The organism is Acinetobacter sp. Ac_5812 (assembly GCF_013072695.1).
In the GTDB taxonomy this organism is placed as follows: Bacteria; Pseudomonadota; Gammaproteobacteria; order Pseudomonadales; family Moraxellaceae; genus Acinetobacter.
On the sequence record NZ_LXUK01000008.1, the window covers coordinates 277,661 to 296,479 of the forward strand.

Genomic DNA, 18,819 nt, shown 5'->3' on the forward strand with positions numbered 1-18,819 from the left:
CATCAAGATTAGCGTGCTCGATAGAGCAGATAGCTCCCCACCATAAAGATCAGCACCACGGGCATCAGCACAAACCATGCAGGTGAAGGTGCGTACACCAAGCTTGCATAGCCCAAGAAATCTTGAAGATAGAAGAAACCTAAGCCTGTGAACAGTGAAATCACCAAACGGAAACCCATTGACTGTTGACGTAATGGCCCAAAAATGAAAGAACAAGCAATCAACACCAAAGTAATTAAAGAAAATGGTGAGGTCACTTTCTGCCAAAAGGCCAATTCATAGGTCTTCGGAACCTGGCTATATTCATCCATATAGCGCATGAAACTAATCAACTGGCTTGGAGATAAATCTTCAGGGTCCAAGGTCACCATATGTACATATTTCGGCTGTAATGCTAAACCAAGCGATTGCTGAGCATGATCCGTTTTAATGGCATTGCCTTGCGCCAGTAAATCCACTTGATGTGATTGAGACAACTGCCATTCACCATCTTTAATAAACTGCCCTTTTTCAGCGGTCACAAAAGACTGCAAGCGATAGTCCTGATCAAAATCAATGGTCTGAATGTTGCGTAGCTGACCTTGTGAGTTGGCATAATCAATATAAATAAAACGCTGACCTTCACGTGACCAATAACCTTTGACTTCGCCCAAAGCCGCTACACTGCGTTGTTTTTTAATACTTTGAGCTTGTTCGTTGGTATAAGGAATCACCCATTCACTCAACACAAAAGACAGTACGATCAATAACAGCGCTGAACGCATGACCCAGCCAACAATTCGCCATAAACTGATACCAACAGAACGCATCACGATCAGTTCACTATTCGAAGCAAGTGCGCCCAGTCCTAAAACAGAGCCAATCAATGCAGCAACAGGCAGGATTTCATATAAATAACGCGGTGCACCCCACATCACAAATAGAAAGGCCTGCCATGCATTATAGTTAGGTTTCAGCGAACCCAATTCACCAAGGTACGTAAATAATACTTGTAGGAAAGATAACACCAGCGTTGTTCCGAGCATGGCTAGAACCGTGGTTTTTGTCACATGTTTGGCGACTATTCGACGTGCTAACATCACAACCCCACTCGCTGCATACTTTTCTTAATTTTAGGCGCTAATTTTTGTTTACGTGCAAAAATTGCGGCTGCAATGGCATAAACCAAAATCACAGCTGGATAAGCCCAAATGTCCAACTCATCTTTACTGATTCGAGTCTTAATCGCGATCAGTACCACAATTAAGCTAGCAAAAATAAAGATCGCAGGAATCAAACGATAATAACGCCCTTGACGCGGACTCACTTCAGACAATGCGACAGCAAGCATCAAACCCACAATAATGATAAATGGCCCAAAGATACGCCAGCCTAACTCACTACGCACCACGGAGTCATCCCGTTTCTGCCAAAGCTTGGACATTGACAATGCTTCTACATCATCACTTTCAAATTTCACATCTTTATCATTTTCTAAACGTAATCGATAAGATTGAAATTCTGCCTGAAGATAACGTGGCTGATTAGGATAAATCTCGTAACGGCGGCCTTGAACCAAGTCCACGACATTAGCCGTATCATTAGCAACTTCAACACGAGTGGCTTCTTTCGCCAAAATCATGATGTCTGGTTTATCTTCTTGGTTGGATTTTTGATAGAAGAAAATCTCTTTTAAATTCTTACGATCTTCAGACAATGAGTCTGCATAAATTGTAAAAGGCCCTGAAGAAATAAACTCCTTAGGACGAACCAAGTCAAAGCCCGTGCGTACCGCTTGTGTGCTAGTCAGTTTTTCAAACTCACGTAAGCCCCACGGCCCCATCCACACCATTAAACAGGTTTGTACCACCAGATATACCAAGGTCATCGGTAACAACATGCGTGCCAACTGGTTACGGCTTACACCACTGCTATTTAACACCGCCATTTCATGGTCAACATAAAGACGACCAAACACCAGCATCAAGGCAATAAAGAAACCCAAAGGAAGAATCAGCGTTAAAAACTCGGGTAAACGATAGCCAATGATGCTAAATAAAATGCCTGCATCTAAACGACCTTGAGCTGCCACGCCAAAATATTTGATTAAACGACCACCCATCATAATCAGGGTTAATAAACCAATGACGACGAGTGATGTCGAAACCACTTGTTTGACGAGATAACGCCGAATAATCAAAGTAATACTTCCAAAAAGCCCAATTGAAGGTAACGCTAGTTTACCCGAATGTTAAAAATATAAAACCTATCGCTTGTTGCGGATTGCAACCTCATATCTGAAAGTGTTTAATGGACTTATCTTTCTTTTTCACTCATCAGGTTCCATACAAACAATGAAATTTACCCTTCATAACGCATTCCCAACTCAGGCGTCTAGCGAATCTTTGTGGATTTTGGTTGATTCAGAACAATTACAACAGAACTTAAATACATATCAAATCAATCACCTAGAAGAAGTGCTTAAGGCAACACAATTCAAAGCAGGTTTTAACGAAAGCTTAGCCTTAATTACTAACATTTCCGTACAAGCCAATGCTCAACTGCTCGGACTCGGAAAAAGTGCCGAGTTAAAAGCCACAAAATTAGCAAAACTCGCACAAACTATTATCAAATCATCACAAAATAAATTTAAACAAATTAGTGTCGATCTTTCAGCACTCCCAACCGATTTACATTCACTATTTGTCTTGAGCCTCACCCAAGCTGCTTATGGTTATGACGAATTTAAATCGAAAAAGAATGAGTCTGTCTTAGAAACAATTCACCTGATCGCCAATCAGACCACTTTAGATGATGCACAACTGAATCTAATTCATGCGGTGCAATCAGGTCAAAACTACGCACGTGATCTCGGCAACCGTCCAGGTAATATTTGCTTCCCTGAATATTTGGCAGATCAAGCGATTGCACTTGCAGCACAATATCCAGCGCTTTTAAAAGTCACAGTGCTGGATGAGCAGCAAATGGCGGACTTGGGGATGTATGCCTTCCTTGCAGTCAGCAAAGGCTCTGATCGCCCGGGTCGCATTATTACACTCGAATACAATGCCAAAGTAGATCAAGCACCTGTCGTGCTTGTCGGTAAAGGTGTGACCTTTGATACAGGTGGTATTTCATTGAAACCAGGACTAGGCATGGATGAAATGAAGTTTGATATGTGCGGCGCAGCTTCTGTTCTTGGAACCATTCAAGCACTATGCGAAGCACAATTGCCTATTCATGTGGTCGGTGCGATTGCAGCTGCTGAGAATATGCCTTCTGGTCATGCTACTCGTCCAGGTGATATCGTCACTACCATGAGCGGTCAAACGGTTGAAATTTTAAATACCGATGCAGAAGGCCGTCTGGTTCTCTGTGATACCTTAACGTATATCAAACGCTTTAACCCAGCACTGGTGATTGATATTGCAACCCTCACAGGTGCATGCGTTGTTGCACTGGGTAAAGTAGTGAGTGGCTTATTTACGCCAGATGATGAGCTTGCTCAAGACCTACAACAGGCAGGTGAACAGTCACTAGACCGCGTATGGCGTATGCCAGTGATGGAAGAGTATCAAGAATTATTGGATTCTCCTTTTGCTGATATTGCCAACATTGGCGGTCCATATGGTGGCGCAATTACTGCCGCGTGTTTCCTCGAACGTTTCACCCGTGATTATCGTTGGGCACACCTCGATGTCGCAGGTACGGCGTGGTTATCGGGTGCAGCCAAAGGTGCAACGGGTCGTCCAGTGCCATTACTAATGCAATTCTTGGCCAATCGTGTTGCAACGAAAAACTAAAAAATGCCACAAATCAGCTTTTATCTATTTGAAAATAGTAAAGAACGGCAAGTCGAAAGTGCTTGCCGTTTATGCCGCAAGATTCTGAATCAGCATCCACAAATTTGGTGGTATTGCGCTGATTCAGAGCAGCAAACGGAGTTAGATGAGAAACTTTGGAACTTTGATCCACTCAGTTTTATTCCACATGGCATCAATCAGCCGCATAGTCCTGTGTGTATTTCAGCGGAACTACCTCCGTCGAATGATTGGATCGTGTTTAATTTTAACAATCATGCACTTGAACAAACTCAAGATTTTCGCCACATTATCGAAATTATTGAAAATAATGAAACGGCAAAACAGATCGGGCGGGAAAAATTTAAAATGTATCGTCGTTTAGGTATTGAACCTCGAACATTTAAATTATAAATCGGCAATAAACAGCATCATTTGAGGAGTGTCTTGTGGCATTAAATGTAGGTCAGGACTTTAAAAAACGTTGGTTAAATGCACCTGAGGCTGTCCGTCAGACCTATCAGGACGATTTAGCACGTATTTGTGATCTACTGCTACCACAAACACTGACTCAGACATGGACGCAGCATGAAGAAAATGCTCAGAAGCTTTCTCAACAGCGCATTGATCAAGCCTATGCCGACTTAAAAGCGGACTTGATTGAACAAGCACGTATTCGTAAACAACTGGCTTTGGAAAAGGCTTTGGAAGAGAAACGTGCTGCCGAAGCTGCCTATGCCGCACAACTGCAAGCCGATGAAGCCCGCCAATTTGAACAACAGACTGAAAACCTGCTTGCCTTACGTGGCCATATTGATCAGGAAATTGCACAGCAAACCGAACGCTATCAAAGTAACCCTGAGCACCCAAATATCGATTATTCAAAGGCTCAACGTGTTGTGATCGATGATCAGCAAATTCTGTCAGAGTTGGAAAGTGTCCGTGTACGACTTGAATTAGAAGCCGAAGGTTTAATTGAGCAAGCAGTAACTGTATTCCGCGCCAAGTTACATGCCCTCGCACAAGATGAAATTGACTATATCTTGAAAAAGAGTGAATTTTCAGACGAAAAATAATAAAAAAGCCCAGTTCGAACTGGGCTTTTTTATACTTCATCTTTTATTTTAAAAAACCGTTTTCAGCTAAAAAAGCCATACTGATATTCGATTCAGTTTTCTGTTCCGCAGCCTTATCACCTAATAATAAACGCTCAATGTAGCGTGCCAGTACATCCACTTCCAAATTGACTTTGCTTCCAACCTGCCAAGTGCCAATATTGGTACGCTCTGCAGTATGTGGGATCAAATTCAAACTTAAAATATTACCGCGTAAATGATTAATGGTTAGACTGATCCCGTCGACAGTGACTGAACCTTTTTCGGCTAAATATTTGGCTAATTCAACAGGCGCTGTCACTTCAAAATACAGTGAACGTGCATCATGTCGCACTAAGGTAATTTCACCTAAACCATCGACATGACCACTGACAATATGTCCACCAAAACGTGTAGTTGGCAACATCGCTTTTTCTACATTGACGGCTTGACCGACTTTCCATTGACCTAATGTGGTACGGTTTAAACTCTCACGCGAAACGTCAGCTGCATACCAGTTTTCACCCCATTCAATCACAGTCAGGCAGATCCCGTTGGTGGCAATCGAATCCCCCAAATGTACATCAGACATATCCAAATCAGTTTGAATACGCAAACGAACGTCACCACCTACACTTTGTAGGCTCTCAACCTTACCTAAACTTTCAATAATGCCTGTAAACATGGGAGTTTCAACCTACCTTTATTGCAGTATGTACCACTGTAAAGAAGATACCTTAAAGCAAAGAACTAGAGATAACAAGGCATGTGTAGTGCAAACACAGGCAAATAAAAAGGGCAATCCGTTGACTGCCCTTTAGATTATTCATAAGGTCTTTATTGCATTTCAGACACTTGTTTTTCAGCCGTCGCTTTAACTTCAACTTTATGATTCAGCAAGAAATGGCTAAAGAACAGTTTATAGCCAAGTACGCCCAAGCAAGCGCCAACGATCGGTGCAATAATCGGAACAATGAAATACGGGATATCACGACCACCTGTAAATGCAACAGGTCCCCAACCCGAGAAATAAGCCACAATCTTTGGACCAAAATCACGTGCAGGGTTCATGGCAAAGCCCGTTAATGGGCCAAAAGAAGCACCAATCACGGCCACTAACAAGCCCACCAAGATCGGTGCCAAAGCACCACGGGGTAAGCCATTGCTGTCATCACCAATCGCCATAATCAACCAGAGTAGCAACATGGTGATAAACATTTCCACCATAAAAGCCTGCCCAATCGAGAGCAAATGATGTGGATAGGTCGAGAAAATTCCTGCCAGTTCCAGACTTTCGACACTACCACGTACCATGTGATGAGTCTGTTCATAATCCACAAATAAATTGCTATATAACCCGTATACCAGCAATGCACCCGTTGCTGCGCCAGCCACTTGAGCAATGATATAGAACGGGACTTTACGCTTATCGAAGCCAGCAAAAAGTGCCAATGCGATAGTCACCGCAGGATTAAGATGCGCCCCTGAAATACCTGCTGATAAATAGACCGCCAATGCAACAGCCAAACCCCAGACAATGCTGATTTCCCACAAGCCTAAACTCGCCCCTGCAAGTTTAAGTGCAGCCACCACACCAATACCGAATGATAAAAAAATTGCGGTAGCAAAAAATTCAGCTACACATTGCCCCAATAAGGTGGGTTCCGAGCGACTCATAACAACCTCTCTTGGTCATCGCTGCAAATAGGCAAGACCCTAAATTAAGCTCGGCAAACTATAGTTATTTTCAGATACGGTCAATATCATTTGGTAAAAATTTGAACGATTGGTCAAAGTATTTCCATCCTTATTTCGGTGAACACGATTATAAAAATAGAGAGTAACAAGAATCTATATATTTGTTTTAAATCATTATTTATTAATTATAATTTTCTAACTTCTAATTTAAATGTATGACTTAGCATGTATAAACCAACTTAAAATTGATAGAAATTTACTATAAAAACAGAGGCTTATCTTACAAAACGATTAAATTAATCTAATTAACCGATACTCAGTAAATATTGGATACAAAAACACCACTTTGTGGCCAAAGTGGTGTCTTTTTTCTTTTACCAAAGTGCCAGTTGGGTGCTATTGCCCGTGGTGTCGACCCCACCCAATTCAGCGAAATGGTACAACTGCCCCAAAAGCTGTCGTAATGGTGGCCCTGACTTAGCATGGGTATCCGTGATCACAATAAACTCAAGTACGCGCGCGCGTTCAGACTGGCGTTGTTTACTGACCCGATAACGTGGAACATCTTGGGTCAATAAAGTCACTTTACCGCGCTTCAAATTTGCAGTCAGCAAGTCTTTCGGCTCAATATTTCCATCAGTCGAGTAACTGGTCAAAATATAACGTGCATTAATCGTTTCCAATAACTTTTCATAGGCCTCTTTGGCATATTTAGATGAGTTATAAGGACTTGGACGCTCTTTACGCCAAGCTCGATCAATACCACTTTTAAAACCCTTGGTGTCTGGGGATGGCAAGTCCACTTGATCCCATAAAGTCAGTGCATTCAGAACATGATAGTTACTGCTATAAGCATGCTGATTATAGGGTGGATCAAGATAGGCGACATCAACCTCAAAGCTACTCATTTGATTAGCCAAGTGCTGTGCATCGACACACCACACTTCAGCAGCTGGACGTTTAGGATCACCAATCTCGCAAAAGCGGCTCGGTGTCAGCCACAATAACGATTCAATCCGCTCCAGCGCCGTTTGGGTACGTCCGCCCCAACCTTGGTGGAAACTCTTGAAAACGCCACTGGTATTACTGACGAAACTTGCGGAATACAGTAATGGTGCCAATAAAGCACTCATTTCCACATCATTAATTGCACCCTGTGCTTGCCAAGTTGCAATCTGCTGACGAATCGCATCGATCCGCATGCCGTTACGACGTTTGAAGAACAGGCGATCACGGGCAGGATCATACACATCATCATTACGTGGGCAGAGATTATGCGTGACCCAACCTTTAACTTCAGGCAAGCGATTCAGGTAATCAATGGCTTTCTGATAGCCGCCTAACTCTTTAAATGCAGGCGCATCAACACAAGCCAAAATCGCATTGTTCAAGGCATGACTATACGGTTCCCAGTCATTGGCAATCACGCGATAACCATTTTGACGAGCTAAACGAGAGACCACACCGCTCCCCGCAAAGAAATCAGCAAAAATCGGTGGATTCTTTTTCTTGCTATTCAGTGTCCCTGTAATCTCAAGCGCTTCAAGAATCAGATGAAGCAGTCGACGCTTATTACCGAGATACGGCACTAACTGATGAAAAAGATATTCGTCAGTCGTACGGGCAGCATGACGACGCTTGTGATAAACCGATGGTTCTGGATTCATATCATCTCTTGGATAGGGAGCAATCTTAGGCGAATGTCTTGCCCAAGTTGGGTTACATCGACCAACTCAAAACGGAGCTGCTCTGCCATTTTGCTAAATTCAGCATTAAACATAGCTCGAGCAGATTGACCAAGTAAAGTTGGTGCAACATAACTAATCATTTCATCAACCAATCCTTGTTCTAAAAAGGCCGTTGATAAAGTTGCACCAGCCTCAACCAATACATCATAAATTTGGTACTGTTGAGTTAGGGTCTGCAATAATTGATTTAAAGCTTGCGGTGGCAATTGTATCACGCCTATATCTGCAAGTTCTTGACGAAATGGTGTCATCACCATGACAGTTTCGGGATTTTGTAAAATCTTGGCGCTCAACGGCAGTCGTCCTTGGCGGTCCAGCACAATACGCTTAGGTTGAACCACCGTGCTCAGTTCAATTCCATCTAATGCACGTACGTTCAATTCACAATCATCGGCTAAAACCGTTTGAATTCCCGTAATGACTGCGCCTGAAATGGCACGCCAGTGCTGCACATCTTGGCGTGCTGCTGTGCCTGTAATCCATTTTGACTCCCCTGATGCCATCGCGGTACGACCATCCAAGCTAGAGGCAATTTTTAAGCGGACATAAGGCAGCCCAGTTGACATGGCTTTTAAAAAGCCCATGTTGAGCGTTTTTGCTGTTTCAGCACAAACACCCGTTTCAACCTCTATACCTGCAGCTTGTAAAATCTGGACGCCTTTACCTGCAACCAATGGATTCGGATCTGAACAGGCAATCACAACTTTTTTTACCTGAGATTTGACCAAAGCTTCTGCACAAGGTGGTGTTCGCCCGTAATGCGCGCAAGGTTCTAAAGTGACATATGCAGTTGCATCTTTGGCGTTCTCAGCTGCCTGACGCAATGCAAATACTTCCGCATGCGGCTGCCCTGCCTTTGGATGATACCCCTCTCCAATCAATTGGCCATCTTTGACGATGACACAACCGACATTTGGATTGGGTTTAGTCGAATATTGTCCAAGTCGAGCCAATTCAATAGCACGCTGCATCCAATACTGATGTTCAGATAAATGATCTTGGGTTAACTCAGACATGATCTCTCGAATTTAAACTTCATTTTCACGTTGTTGCATTTGCTCAATTTGATGGCGAAATGCTTCTACATCTTGGAAATCTTGGTACACAGAAGCAAATCGAACATAGGCAACATGATCCAATGCAAATAATGCCTGCATCACGATTTCACCAATGGTTCTGGATTTGACATCACGCTCGCCTAGACGACGAATCTGCGATTGAATATCACTGAGTACGGTTTCAATTTGTTCCTGAGTGACAGGACGTTTTTGCAAGGCATGCATTAAAGAACGACGTAGTTTGGCCTCATCAAAAGGTTCATTTTTACCGTCGGATTTGATCACACGTGGCATCACCACATCATAACTCTCAAAGGTGGTAAATCGCTCCCCACAAATGACGCATTCACGACGACGTCGAATCTGGCAGCCTTCGGCAGCCAAACGGGAGTCTATGACTTTACTATCAGCGGCGTTACAAAATGGACAATGCATAGTTGCGTGATTATTTACTCTCTTTGCTTAAGTGTAGCAAAGTTTCTGCAATTGCAGAACTTGAACAAGAGCAAAGTAGCACTTTGATCGAAGTGCAAGAAATAAGTCCAAAAAAACAGCCCATTCGGGCTGTTTTTTAAATCGCATGTTATGCAGATTATTCGATACGTTCGCCATGTTGGCTCAGGTCAAGACCCATACGTTCATCATCAGCGCTGACACGGATACCAATCACCAAATCAATTACTTTCAGGATAATGAAGGTCACAATTGCGCTATACGCGATTGTCGCTAACACACCTTCGATTTGTACCCACAATTGACCGATAAAGGTTGGTGCAAGTGCAACATTTGCCGCTTTAATGATTTCATCACTGTAGAACACACCCGTAAGAATCGCACCAACGATACCACCAACAGCATGTAAACCGAACGCATCTAGAGCATCATCCGCTTTAAGCAGGCGTTTCAGTGCTGTAATACCCCAGAAGCACACCACACCACCAATTAAGCCCATGATTAATGCACCGCCTACACCAACGAAACCAGCAGCGGGTGTAATCACCACTAAACCAGCAACCGCACCTGATGCACCACCAAGAACTGATGCTTTACCACGAACCAGACGTTCAACAATGAGCCATGAGAATGCAGCAGCGGCAGCAGCAACTTGAGTCACAAGAATCGCCATACTTGCACGCGCACCAGCACCTAAAGCACTACCACCGTTAAAGCCGAACCAACCTACCCAAATCAAGCTTGCGCCAATCACTGTTAAGGTTAAGTTATGTGGCGCCATAGATTCACGGCCAAGACCTGTACGTTTCCCTAACATATATGCTGCAACCAAACCTGCAACACCTGCGTTAATATGAACAACAGTACCACCAGCAAAATCTAATGCACCTGCTTTGAATAACCAGCCATCAGCCGCCCATACCCAGTGAGTAATTGGTGCATAAACCAAGATTACCCATACTGCGATAAATGCCATAAATGCTGAATATTTCATACGATCCGCAATCGAACCACTGATAATCGCAACAGTGATGATGGCAAAGGTCATTTGGAAAATAACAAATAAGCTTTCAGGAATTGTCCCACTTAAGGCATCAAATGCAACGCCATTCAGCATCGCTTTGCCCAAGTCGCCCACATAAGCACCTGAACCAGAGAAGGCCAATGAGTAACCGGCAATTACCCAGATTAAACTCACTAAGATCGCTGCAGAAAGGCTGAACATCATGGTGCTGAGTACGTTTTTCTTACGCACCATACCACCATAGAACAGAGCCAAACCAGGAATAGTCATCAACAGAACCAATGCTGTTGAAACAAGAACCCAAGCTGTATCACCCGTATCTACTGTTGCTACAGCAGCAGGAGCAGCCTCTTCTGGAGCTGGAGCTTCAACGGCTACAATTTCAGTTGTTGCAGCACCCGTATCAGCAACGGCTACAGTTTGTTCAGTTACTGGTGTTGATGCAGCATCTTCTGCCCAAACCACCGCTGAACCACCTAAGAGTGCGCCAGATAGACTGAGCGCCATAAGCATTTTTTTCATTCGTGTCCCCCAACCTCATTTTGTGAGCTATTTCTCTTATTTCTAACTCAGCAAAGTTTGTGCCAATTTAGACAGCATCTGGCCCAGTTTCACCCGTACGGATACGGATGACTTGCTCTAAATTCGTGACAAAGATTTTACCGTCACCAATTTTGCCTGTGCTTGCGACACGAGTGATTGATTCAATGACTGCGTCCACCATTTCATCGCTAATTGCAATTTCAATCTTTACTTTCGGTAAGAAATCAACCACATACTCTGCACCACGATACAGTTCTGTATGACCTTTTTGACGTCCGAAACCTTTGACTTCAGTTACGGTAATCCCTTGAACACCAATCTCAGAGAGTGCTTCACGCACATCATCTAATTTAAATGGTTTTACAATTGCAGTTACAAGCTTCATGTTTGTTTTCCTTCGGCTTATTTTCACCAGTAAGGTTTTATGTTCAATTTTCATGCCAATATTTAAAGGTTGGGGGTTTTTAAATATTGAGCACAAGCTTTCTTTATAACCTATTTAGGCTTGAAGATGTAGATAGTGCATCGAAAATAAGTTTCATTTCGCTATATTGAATGAAATCAACCAGTCACTCATCCTTCTGTCCCGAAGTGTGCTAGAGGAATATAGCCAGCAGTGATACACTGAGCAGCAAATATACATAACCTATTGAGCACTTTATGATTGAGACTCTTTTACAGGCAATTTTGCAACAAGTTGACCAACCTAAAAAAGACCTAGAAAAAAACTTACGTGCGTTACTGAGTGAAAGCATCGAAAAGTTAGACCTTGTCTCTAAACAAGAGCTTGATCGCCAACGAACTGCTCTCAATACGGCCAATCAACGCCTCACTGAGCTGCAACAGCAAATGAAAATACTTGAAGAAATCGTTCAGAATAAAAAATAAGCACCAATTCGGTGCGAATAGCACCGAAAAATGATTAAAAATAAAGCACCACAATGGAACAATAATAAGATGTCTTTTGCCAAGATTTATACACGAGGCTTATTGGGGCTACATGCCCCACAAATTGAAGTTGAAGTTCACATCAGTTCAGGCTTGCCTTCACTCACAATTGTCGGTCTACCTGAAGCTGCAGTACGTGAAAGTAAAGATCGTGTCCGCTCAGCCATTATTAATAGCGGTTTTCAGTTCCCAACCAAGCGCTTAACCATCAATTTAGCACCCGCTGACCTCCCTAAAGATGGTTCTAGACTTGATTTACCCATTGCACTTGGCATCCTGATTGCATCAGGTCAATTACCCGAAAATAGCACTGAAGGTTTTGAATTCATTGGGGAACTGGCATTAGATGGACATTTACGCCCGATTTCAGGCGCATTAACCATCGCGATGGCCTGCCAACAAGCAGAGCATCGTCTGTTACTGCCTAAAGGCAATTTAGAAGAAGCCAATCAGCTTCCCAATTTTGAGGTATATGCGGCCAATCACCTACAGGATGTCTGTGCACATTTTTCGGGCAATTCTCAAATTACTGCTGCACCACAAAGATCAACTCTTGGTTTAACGTCTTATCAACTTGACCTCGCAGATGTTAAAGGACAACTCCGGCCACGTCGTGCCTTAGAGATTGCAGCAGCAGGTGGACACTCATTATTGTTCAAAGGACCACCTGGCACTGGTAAAACACTGTTGGCTTCACGGCTACCCTCTATTTTGCCTCCGCTCAATGCACAGGAAAATTTAGAAGTCGCCAGTATTTACTCGGTTGCCAATGCACAACATCGCTTTGGACAACGCCCTTTCCGATCACCGCACCATACCGCATCTGCGATCGCCTTGGTCGGTGGTGGTTCTCAACCCAAACCCGGCGAAATCACCCTAGCGCATCTGGGTGTTTTATTTTTGGATGAATTACCCGAATTTGATCGCAAAGTCCTCGAAGTTCTGCGCCAACCACTGGAATCCAAAGAGATCGTGATTTCACGCGCAGCGCGACAAATGACCTTTCCTGCAAATTTTCAGTTTATCGCCGCGATGAACCCCTGCCCTTGTGGTTATGCCTTTAATCAGGATAGTCGTTGCCAATGTTCTCCAGACAGCATTCAACGTTATCAAAATCGAATTTCAGGACCTTTGTTAGATCGGATTGATTTACATATTGATGTTCCACCTTTACAAGCACAAGAATTACAGGATCGTACCCCAACCGAAAACTCTGACACGGTACGACAACGCGTCATCCATGCTTATGAAAAACAGATCCAAAGACAACATTGTTTAAATCAGGCGCTCTCTCCAAAATTATTGGAACAGCATGCCTTATTAGATGACAGCTCGACAAAAATTATTGAAATGGCACAACAGCGGCTCAACCTTTCTGCTCGTGCCTATCACCGGGTGTTAAGAGTGGCTCGAACCATTGCAGATTTAGCCGAAAATGAATTCATCAGTAGCACCCATATCACTGAAGCCTTGTCCTACCGTGGTCAGCAAAGCTAAAGAAGCGGCCTCAAGGCCGCTTTTTTTATGCATCAGTCTCAGTTAGAAGGCATAACCAAGCGCTAACACCACTTTATTCTTTTGTTTGGTTTCATCACGGGTATAGCCGCCAAAAATATAATCCAGACTCCATGTTGCGCCTGTATTGCCCAATGGATGCGATAAACCCAGCGTCGCATGACGGAAAGCAAAATCCGTTTTGGTTACATCACCAGCTTTGGCCTGATAAGCCAGATACTCGTCGTCATCCCCATAATAATAGGCTGCAACTTGCGCTTTACCTGTAAATCCACCTGCAAGTTTTGGCGCATAGGTCGCCAGGAAATAAGTATCCCCTTTGTTCCCGAAAGTCACATTATTCAATAAAGTCTGCGCGGTAATGCTGAAATCTTTATAGCTCAAACCCAAGATGGTTTCATAACCTGTCGATTCCCAACCTGGATAATAGTAATAAATTGTCCCACCAATCTGATAACCAAGATCCTCGGTAATTTTGCCTTTATAGCCCGCGTAAAAATCGTTTTCGAAGGATTTTTTCTCTTCTTTCACATCAGTAGGCGAAGTATTAAAATCAGCATAGGCAGCGGTTAAAGTCGAAAACCAATAGCCCAAATAGAAGCCACTGTCATGGCTATAATCCAGCCCCCCTTGAACCGCTGGTGTATCACTCTCTGGTGAGTTGGTCATACCACGTAAATTGTAGCTCGATACCACATTCACATTTCCTGTAACCGTGCCTGGAAATGGTAGTTTTGTTTCTTCAGCCAAACTCAAAGTTGATGTAGCAGTCATTACTCCCAGTACAGCAACCTTGCATGCAAACTTCATCATATTGATCTCCCCCTATTTTTAGATACTCAATTGATTTTTAAGCTTTAAATTGCATCACAAGCTAGTTAGCAATTGCTGTGCCAAATCACAAAAACAAAAAAAGATAAATAAAATCAAACACTAATAAAAATTAACTCAACATTTTCTCAGTTTTAAAGCAAAGTATTTCTAATCATGCAACTGAAATGAGCGACTCCTATCCTTCATAGGGCATAAAAAGCACCTTTTTAGCCAAGCAAATCATTTATATTCATTCAAAACCTTAGTTCCTAAACAGCATAAAAAAACAGCAAGCTCAAAAGAAACAATGTTTAATAATCATCCAACAAGATTCGCATGCTGTTCTTTCAAAAGTGCGAACAACATAAAAATTTTAGACTGGCTGATATGATGATTAATGAAACCGTCCTGCTGACTTTAGGGTTCTTTGCTTTCTGTGGCGGTCTGATTGATGCGGCAGTTGGCGGTGGTGGTTTAGTACAAATACCAGCCCTACTACATGCTTTGCCACAACACAGTATTGCGACCGTTTTTGGTACAAATAAGTTAGCTGTTTGGGCTGGAACAGCATCTTCTATTTTTAAATTTGTTCATAAAATCAAATTTGTGTGGAAGCTTCTGATTCCCACAATGCTTGCAGCATTTATATTTGCATTTATTGGGGCGATGACCACTGCCTATATTCCCAAACAATTGATGACATATGTCATTTTTTGTTTACTCATCCTGATGGCTGTTTATACATTTTTAAAGAAGGATTTAGGTGCTCGAAGTACTTATCTCAAATGCGGACATAAAGAAATCTTGCTCGGAATCTTTTTTGGTGGATTGATTGGATTTTATGATGGTGTTTTTGGGCCTGGAAGCGGAAGTTTTCTACTCTTTCTATTTGTCAAAGTTTTCGGTTTTGATTTCCTCAATGCTTCAGCATCGGCAAAGGTTGTTAACCTTGGGACATTTAGCGCAGCACTTTTATTTTTTATACCCACAGGTCATGTCTTGTGGGAAATCGGATTAACGATCGCCGTCTGTAATATGATGGGTTCTTTAGTGGGTGTTTTTCTGGCATTACGCTATGGCAGCCAATTTATCAGATTATTTTTTCTGATCCTTTTAGTTTTTCTCATTATCAGAATGGGATTCTCTATATTCTAAATGGCTGTAAAACCTGGTTGAACCAAAGCTCTAGCGGCTTAAAACAATTCGACCGAAATCTGTATAAAAAAAGCCCGCAAAAATGCTGGCTTTTTATTGATTCAAAGAACTTAGAATGCTTTAGTCAAGGTAAATACAGCACCTGTCTCAACGCCACGTTTATAAGGTTGAGTCTGCGCATCAATATTAGTACCGATTGCTGCGAGTTCAGCCGTTAAACCCGATACTGATTTGACGCTATAAGTCACGCCAGCTTTCCAATCAACATAATTATCTTTAGCATCTTTTTGACCAAATGCTTCATCAATATCTACTTTGGTATAACCAATGCTTGCAACACCACCGAAACCGGTATCAGCGAAAGGAACATTATAAGTCGCATTGACATACCAACCATTCTCATCTGTACCTGCAAAATCATTGGTATAGTTCAAACTACCCAATAAGCTGTCGCCAGATGCCAAGACATTTTTAAAGCCTAATTTTGCATAGAGTTCTAACCAGTTCAGATCAGATGCACTTGGATAGCCGTAGTACCATAAACCCACATCTAAAGTCGGTTTACCCGCAAATGGAAGTTCCGTCGCATAGCCCACATATGGATCTAACTCCAAATGTGGATCTGGAGCGCCAAAATTAACATTTGAACCCCACACACCGGCATATAAACCAGATGAATGTGTCAATGTAAAACCACCTTGAACCGCAGGATCACTTTCAGTTTGAGTAATACCACGATAACGATAATCTGTCGTTAAAGCAGCGGTTCCAGAAAAGCTAAGGCCGTATTGAGATAATGTATTTGTTTCTTCCGCCATAGCAAAAGTCGAAGTCACTGCACAAATACTCAACGCGATTGCTTTACATGCAAATTTCATCATATTGATCTCCCCCATGATGGATATTCGACTGATTTATGTTTTAAATTGCATCGAAAAGTAATTAGCAATTGTTGTGCCAACTCTATAAAAACTGCCTTAAATCTCGATTTTGTCCCATAAAAGTGCTGAGCTTCTGTCATCTGTGCCTTGGAATTGATCTTTATCCAAAACAGATCTGTTTTTTTGAACTATTTAGAAGCGTCATAAAAATAAAGGCTATTTATTGCACAAAAAAGAGGCATATCTGCAAAGTAAAAAAGCAACAAAGCGTTTAAAAGATAAGCATTGTGTAGAAAAAGCAGGCAGTGTTCCATAAAAGTGCATCGGCAAAAAACTTAAATTCGCCTGAACATCTGTAACTTTTGGATTGATGAGTCACTGTCATTCGTCGGGATGGTATTTTTTGCAAACCGATACGCTTATTTTTTAAACAAAGGAAAAATAACTCATTCAATAAAAAGAAAAAATAATGCAATAAATCACATATTTTTATAAAATTAAATCAAAAAATATACAGCTTATTTTGCAACCAAATTAAATTAAATTAAATATAAAAATCATTATCTTAAATTTAATTTGATGGTTTTTTAAACGAGAAACAAATCATAAAATTATATAAGTATTTTATTTAATATTAATTAAATTATTTTAATAAAAATCTATCTTTTTTATGCATAACTTATACAATTGGTCAAAATTTCGGTTCTATCCCAAATTTATTTTTTTTAATGAGGCGAGCTATGCCAAAGGCAAATAAACTTACTTTAGCGGTTTTGATTAATGCCGCGTTAATTACCTCAACATATGCAAGCGAACAAAGCGAAGCAAAAGGACTTGTTGAAGATGCCAAAGGGGATATTTTATTCCGTACTGGTTATTTAAATCGTGACAAAAAGAATGGTGTCAAAGACACAAGCTCATATGCTCAGACGGCAATGGTGAAACTGGAAACTGGTTTTACTCAAGGTTTAGTTGGCTTTGGTGCAGGTATCATTGGTGATGGTTCTTTTAAATTAGGTTCGAACAATAATGCTGGTAACGGCATGATCCCTCGCGAACGCCTAAATGGTAAAGACAATACTGGCGATACCTATGATCATTGGGCACGTGGTGGCGGTTTTGTAAAAGCACGTATTTCAAATACAACCGTGACTTATGGTACCCAAATTTTAGACATCCCTGTCTTAGCCAGCAATACCACGCGTTTGGTTCCTGAATACTTTGAAGGTGTTTTGGCAACTAGCCGTGAAATTGATGGTTTAGAGTTAACTGCGGGTAAATTCACCAAAGACCAATACTCAGATCAGATCAATACCGATGGTCGCCGTTTAGATCGTGCAGTGGTTTGGGGCGCAAAATACAAATTTGATGACAACTTAAATGCCGCTTATTTTGGCTTAGACAGCAAAGATAAGTTGGATCGTCATTATATCAATGTGAACTACAAACAAGCATTAGATAAAAACAGTGGTTTGACTTATGACTTAAGCGCATACCACACCAAGTGGGATGAAAAAGGAAGTACGTATTCAAGTACAACTGATGATTTGTCGAATCGTAAAAATACCATTTGGGCACTTTCTACAACCTATAACACTGGTCCGCACAGCGTGATGTTGGCTTACCAACAAAACAATGGCAATACTGGTTATGACTATGGTGAGAATGCTGATGGTGCACAAAGTATCTATTTGCCAAACTCTTACTTGTCTGACTTCATTGGTAACAGTGAAAAATCTGCGCAGCTTCAGTATAACGTCGATTTTGGTAGCTATGGCGTTCCAGGTTTAAGCTGGACCACTGCTTATGTATACGGTTGGGACATTAAAGTTAAAAACTTGACTGACAATGCCAAAGAGCGTGAGTTCTTTAACCAAGTGAAATACACTGTTCAATCTGGTTTTGCTAAAGATGCAAGCTTACGTTTGCGTCACTCTTACTACCGTGCAAGTGATGAATACCAAACAAATGCCTACATTGGTGATACCAACGAATGGCGTATCTGGCTTGATATCCCTGTGAAATTATTCTAATTCACAGTTGATCAAGCAATAAAAAAACTCCATTCGAATGAATGGAGTTTTTTTATGACCAAGCTTTAAAAATTTCA

The 18,819-nt window shown here is 41.8% G+C and carries 18 protein-coding genes; 7 read left to right on the forward strand and 11 right to left on the reverse strand.

Features of this window, described 5'->3' with window-relative positions:
• Positions 1 to 8: 8 nt before the first annotated feature.
• Positions 9 to 1,079, reverse strand: a complete 1,071-nt coding sequence (gene lptG / locus A7P55_RS07315) for an LPS export ABC transporter permease LptG (protein WP_171551627.1) — start codon at positions 1,077 to 1,079, stop codon at positions 9 to 11.
• The gene (gene lptF, locus A7P55_RS07320) at positions 1,079 to 2,179 is read right to left on the reverse strand and encodes an LPS export ABC transporter permease LptF (protein ID WP_171551628.1); all 1,101 of its coding nucleotides are present in this window, start codon (positions 2,177 to 2,179) and stop codon (positions 1,079 to 1,081) included. The genes lptG and lptF overlap by 1 nt, the downstream gene beginning before the upstream one ends.
• Positions 2,180 to 2,333: 154 nt before the next feature.
• Here lptF and A7P55_RS07325 point away from each other — a divergent pair, with 154 nt between their 5' ends.
• The 3 genes from A7P55_RS07325 to A7P55_RS07335 are packed head-to-tail and all read left to right on the forward strand — an operon-like array spanning position 2,334 to position 4,855.
• Positions 2,334 to 3,782, forward strand: a complete 1,449-nt coding sequence (locus A7P55_RS07325) for a leucyl aminopeptidase (RefSeq protein WP_171551629.1) — start codon at positions 2,334 to 2,336, stop codon at positions 3,780 to 3,782.
• Positions 3,783 to 3,785: 3 nt separating this feature from the next.
• Positions 3,786 to 4,193: a DNA polymerase III subunit chi gene (locus A7P55_RS07330; protein WP_171551630.1), complete on the forward strand. Its 408-nt coding sequence runs from the start codon at positions 3,786 to 3,788 to the stop codon at positions 4,191 to 4,193.
• A 35-nt stretch (positions 4,194 to 4,228) separates the two neighbouring features.
• On the forward strand, positions 4,229 to 4,855 hold the full coding sequence (locus tag A7P55_RS07335; protein ID WP_171551631.1) for a hypothetical protein: 627 nt from the start codon (positions 4,229 to 4,231) through the stop codon (positions 4,853 to 4,855).
• A 43-nt stretch (positions 4,856 to 4,898) separates the two neighbouring features.
• Here A7P55_RS07335 and A7P55_RS07340 read toward each other — a convergent pair whose 3' ends face one another.
• The 7 genes from A7P55_RS07340 to glnK all read right to left on the reverse strand — a co-directional run bounded on the left by A7P55_RS07340 (position 4,899) and on the right by glnK (position 11,782).
• A complete protein-coding gene (locus A7P55_RS07340) occupies positions 4,899 to 5,558 on the reverse strand; it encodes a riboflavin synthase (RefSeq protein WP_004656373.1) in 660 nt (219 codons plus the stop codon).
• Between the two features lie 152 nt (positions 5,559 to 5,710).
• Positions 5,711 to 6,550, reverse strand: coding sequence for an MIP/aquaporin family protein (locus A7P55_RS07345; RefSeq protein ID WP_171551632.1), 840 nt, complete (start codon positions 6,548 to 6,550; stop codon positions 5,711 to 5,713).
• A 395-nt stretch (positions 6,551 to 6,945) separates the two neighbouring features.
• The gene (locus A7P55_RS07350) at positions 6,946 to 8,238 is read right to left on the reverse strand and encodes a DNA adenine methylase (RefSeq protein ID WP_171551633.1); all 1,293 of its coding nucleotides are present in this window, start codon (positions 8,236 to 8,238) and stop codon (positions 6,946 to 6,948) included.
• Positions 8,235 to 9,335: a bifunctional diaminohydroxyphosphoribosylaminopyrimidine deaminase/5-amino-6-(5-phosphoribosylamino)uracil reductase RibD gene (gene ribD, locus A7P55_RS07355; protein ID WP_171551634.1), complete on the reverse strand. Its 1,101-nt coding sequence runs from the start codon at positions 9,333 to 9,335 to the stop codon at positions 8,235 to 8,237. Before ribD ends, A7P55_RS07350 begins: the two co-directional genes overlap by 4 nt.
• A gap of 12 nt (positions 9,336 to 9,347) precedes the next feature.
• Positions 9,348 to 9,812: a transcriptional regulator NrdR gene (nrdR, locus tag A7P55_RS07360; RefSeq protein ID WP_171551635.1), complete on the reverse strand. Its 465-nt coding sequence runs from the start codon at positions 9,810 to 9,812 to the stop codon at positions 9,348 to 9,350.
• A 157-nt stretch (positions 9,813 to 9,969) separates the two neighbouring features.
• Positions 9,970 to 11,376 carry an ammonium transporter gene (locus A7P55_RS07365; protein WP_005200614.1) on the reverse strand — a complete coding sequence of 469 codons (1,407 nt, stop codon included), beginning with the start codon at positions 11,374 to 11,376 and terminating at the stop codon, positions 9,970 to 9,972.
• Between the two features lie 67 nt (positions 11,377 to 11,443).
• Positions 11,444 to 11,782 carry a P-II family nitrogen regulator gene (gene glnK / locus A7P55_RS07370; protein ID WP_004656379.1) on the reverse strand — a complete coding sequence of 113 codons (339 nt, stop codon included), beginning with the start codon at positions 11,780 to 11,782 and terminating at the stop codon, positions 11,444 to 11,446.
• 275 nt (positions 11,783 to 12,057) lie between these two features.
• Between glnK and A7P55_RS07375 the strand changes: the two genes are divergently transcribed.
• Both A7P55_RS07375 and A7P55_RS07380 read left to right on the forward strand, forming a co-directional pair.
• Entirely contained in the window at positions 12,058 to 12,285 is a 228-nt protein-coding gene (locus tag A7P55_RS07375) for an accessory factor UbiK family protein (RefSeq protein ID WP_004802123.1), read from the forward strand.
• Positions 12,286 to 12,354: 69 nt separating this feature from the next.
• Entirely contained in the window at positions 12,355 to 13,842 is a 1,488-nt protein-coding gene (locus A7P55_RS07380; RefSeq protein WP_171551678.1) for a YifB family Mg chelatase-like AAA ATPase, read from the forward strand.
• Positions 13,843 to 13,884: 42 nt separating this feature from the next.
• On the opposite strand, the gene A7P55_RS07385 is transcribed toward A7P55_RS07380, so the two are convergent.
• Positions 13,885 to 14,673 carry a TorF family putative porin gene (locus tag A7P55_RS07385; RefSeq protein WP_171551636.1) on the reverse strand — a complete coding sequence of 263 codons (789 nt, stop codon included), beginning with the start codon at positions 14,671 to 14,673 and terminating at the stop codon, positions 13,885 to 13,887.
• Between the two features lie 390 nt (positions 14,674 to 15,063).
• Between A7P55_RS07385 and A7P55_RS07390 the strand changes: the two genes are divergently transcribed.
• Positions 15,064 to 15,828: a TSUP family transporter gene (locus tag A7P55_RS07390; RefSeq protein ID WP_171551679.1), complete on the forward strand. Its 765-nt coding sequence runs from the start codon at positions 15,064 to 15,066 to the stop codon at positions 15,826 to 15,828.
• Between the two features lie 110 nt (positions 15,829 to 15,938).
• Here the strand turns inward: A7P55_RS07390 and A7P55_RS07395 are convergent, their stop codons facing one another.
• Positions 15,939 to 16,709, reverse strand: a complete 771-nt coding sequence (locus tag A7P55_RS07395) for a TorF family putative porin (RefSeq protein WP_171551637.1) — start codon at positions 16,707 to 16,709, stop codon at positions 15,939 to 15,941.
• Between the two features lie 740 nt (positions 16,710 to 17,449).
• On the opposite strand from A7P55_RS07395, the gene A7P55_RS07400 reads away from it, so the two are divergent.
• Positions 17,450 to 18,742 (forward strand): OprD family outer membrane porin, encoded by a 1,293-nt coding sequence (locus A7P55_RS07400; protein WP_171551638.1) that lies wholly within the window; start codon positions 17,450 to 17,452, stop codon positions 18,740 to 18,742.
• Positions 18,743 to 18,819 lie beyond the last annotated feature (77 nt).

Coding starts and splice junctions, on each gene's coding strand:
- A7P55_RS07380 (WP_171551678.1), top strand. CDS start 12,355: ATGTCTTTTGCCAAGATTTATACACGAGGCTTATTGGGGCTACATGCC.
- lptG (WP_171551627.1), bottom strand. CDS start 1,079: ATGTTAGCACGTCGAATAGTCGCCAAACATGTGACAAAAACCACGGTT.
- A7P55_RS07375 (WP_004802123.1), top strand. CDS start 12,058: ATGATTGAGACTCTTTTACAGGCAATTTTGCAACAAGTTGACCAACCT.
- A7P55_RS07365 (WP_005200614.1), bottom strand. CDS start 11,376: ATGAAAAAAATGCTTATGGCGCTCAGTCTATCTGGCGCACTCTTAGGT.
- A7P55_RS07345 (WP_171551632.1), bottom strand. CDS start 6,550: ATGAGTCGCTCGGAACCCACCTTATTGGGGCAATGTGTAGCTGAATTT.
- A7P55_RS07350 (WP_171551633.1), bottom strand. CDS start 8,238: ATGAATCCAGAACCATCGGTTTATCACAAGCGTCGTCATGCTGCCCGT.
- glnK (WP_004656379.1), bottom strand. CDS start 11,782: ATGAAGCTTGTAACTGCAATTGTAAAACCATTTAAATTAGATGATGTG.
- nrdR (WP_171551635.1), bottom strand. CDS start 9,812: ATGCATTGTCCATTTTGTAACGCCGCTGATAGTAAAGTCATAGACTCC.
- ribD (WP_171551634.1), bottom strand. CDS start 9,335: ATGTCTGAGTTAACCCAAGATCATTTATCTGAACATCAGTATTGGATG.
- A7P55_RS07385 (WP_171551636.1), bottom strand. CDS start 14,673: ATGATGAAGTTTGCATGCAAGGTTGCTGTACTGGGAGTAATGACTGCT.
- A7P55_RS07400 (WP_171551638.1), top strand. CDS start 17,450: ATGCCAAAGGCAAATAAACTTACTTTAGCGGTTTTGATTAATGCCGCG.
- A7P55_RS07395 (WP_171551637.1), bottom strand. CDS start 16,709: ATGATGAAATTTGCATGTAAAGCAATCGCGTTGAGTATTTGTGCAGTG.
- A7P55_RS07325 (WP_171551629.1), top strand. CDS start 2,334: ATGAAATTTACCCTTCATAACGCATTCCCAACTCAGGCGTCTAGCGAA.
- A7P55_RS07340 (WP_004656373.1), bottom strand. CDS start 5,558: ATGTTTACAGGCATTATTGAAAGTTTAGGTAAGGTTGAGAGCCTACAA.
- A7P55_RS07390 (WP_171551679.1), top strand. CDS start 15,064: ATGATTAATGAAACCGTCCTGCTGACTTTAGGGTTCTTTGCTTTCTGT.
- A7P55_RS07330 (WP_171551630.1), top strand. CDS start 3,786: ATGCCACAAATCAGCTTTTATCTATTTGAAAATAGTAAAGAACGGCAA.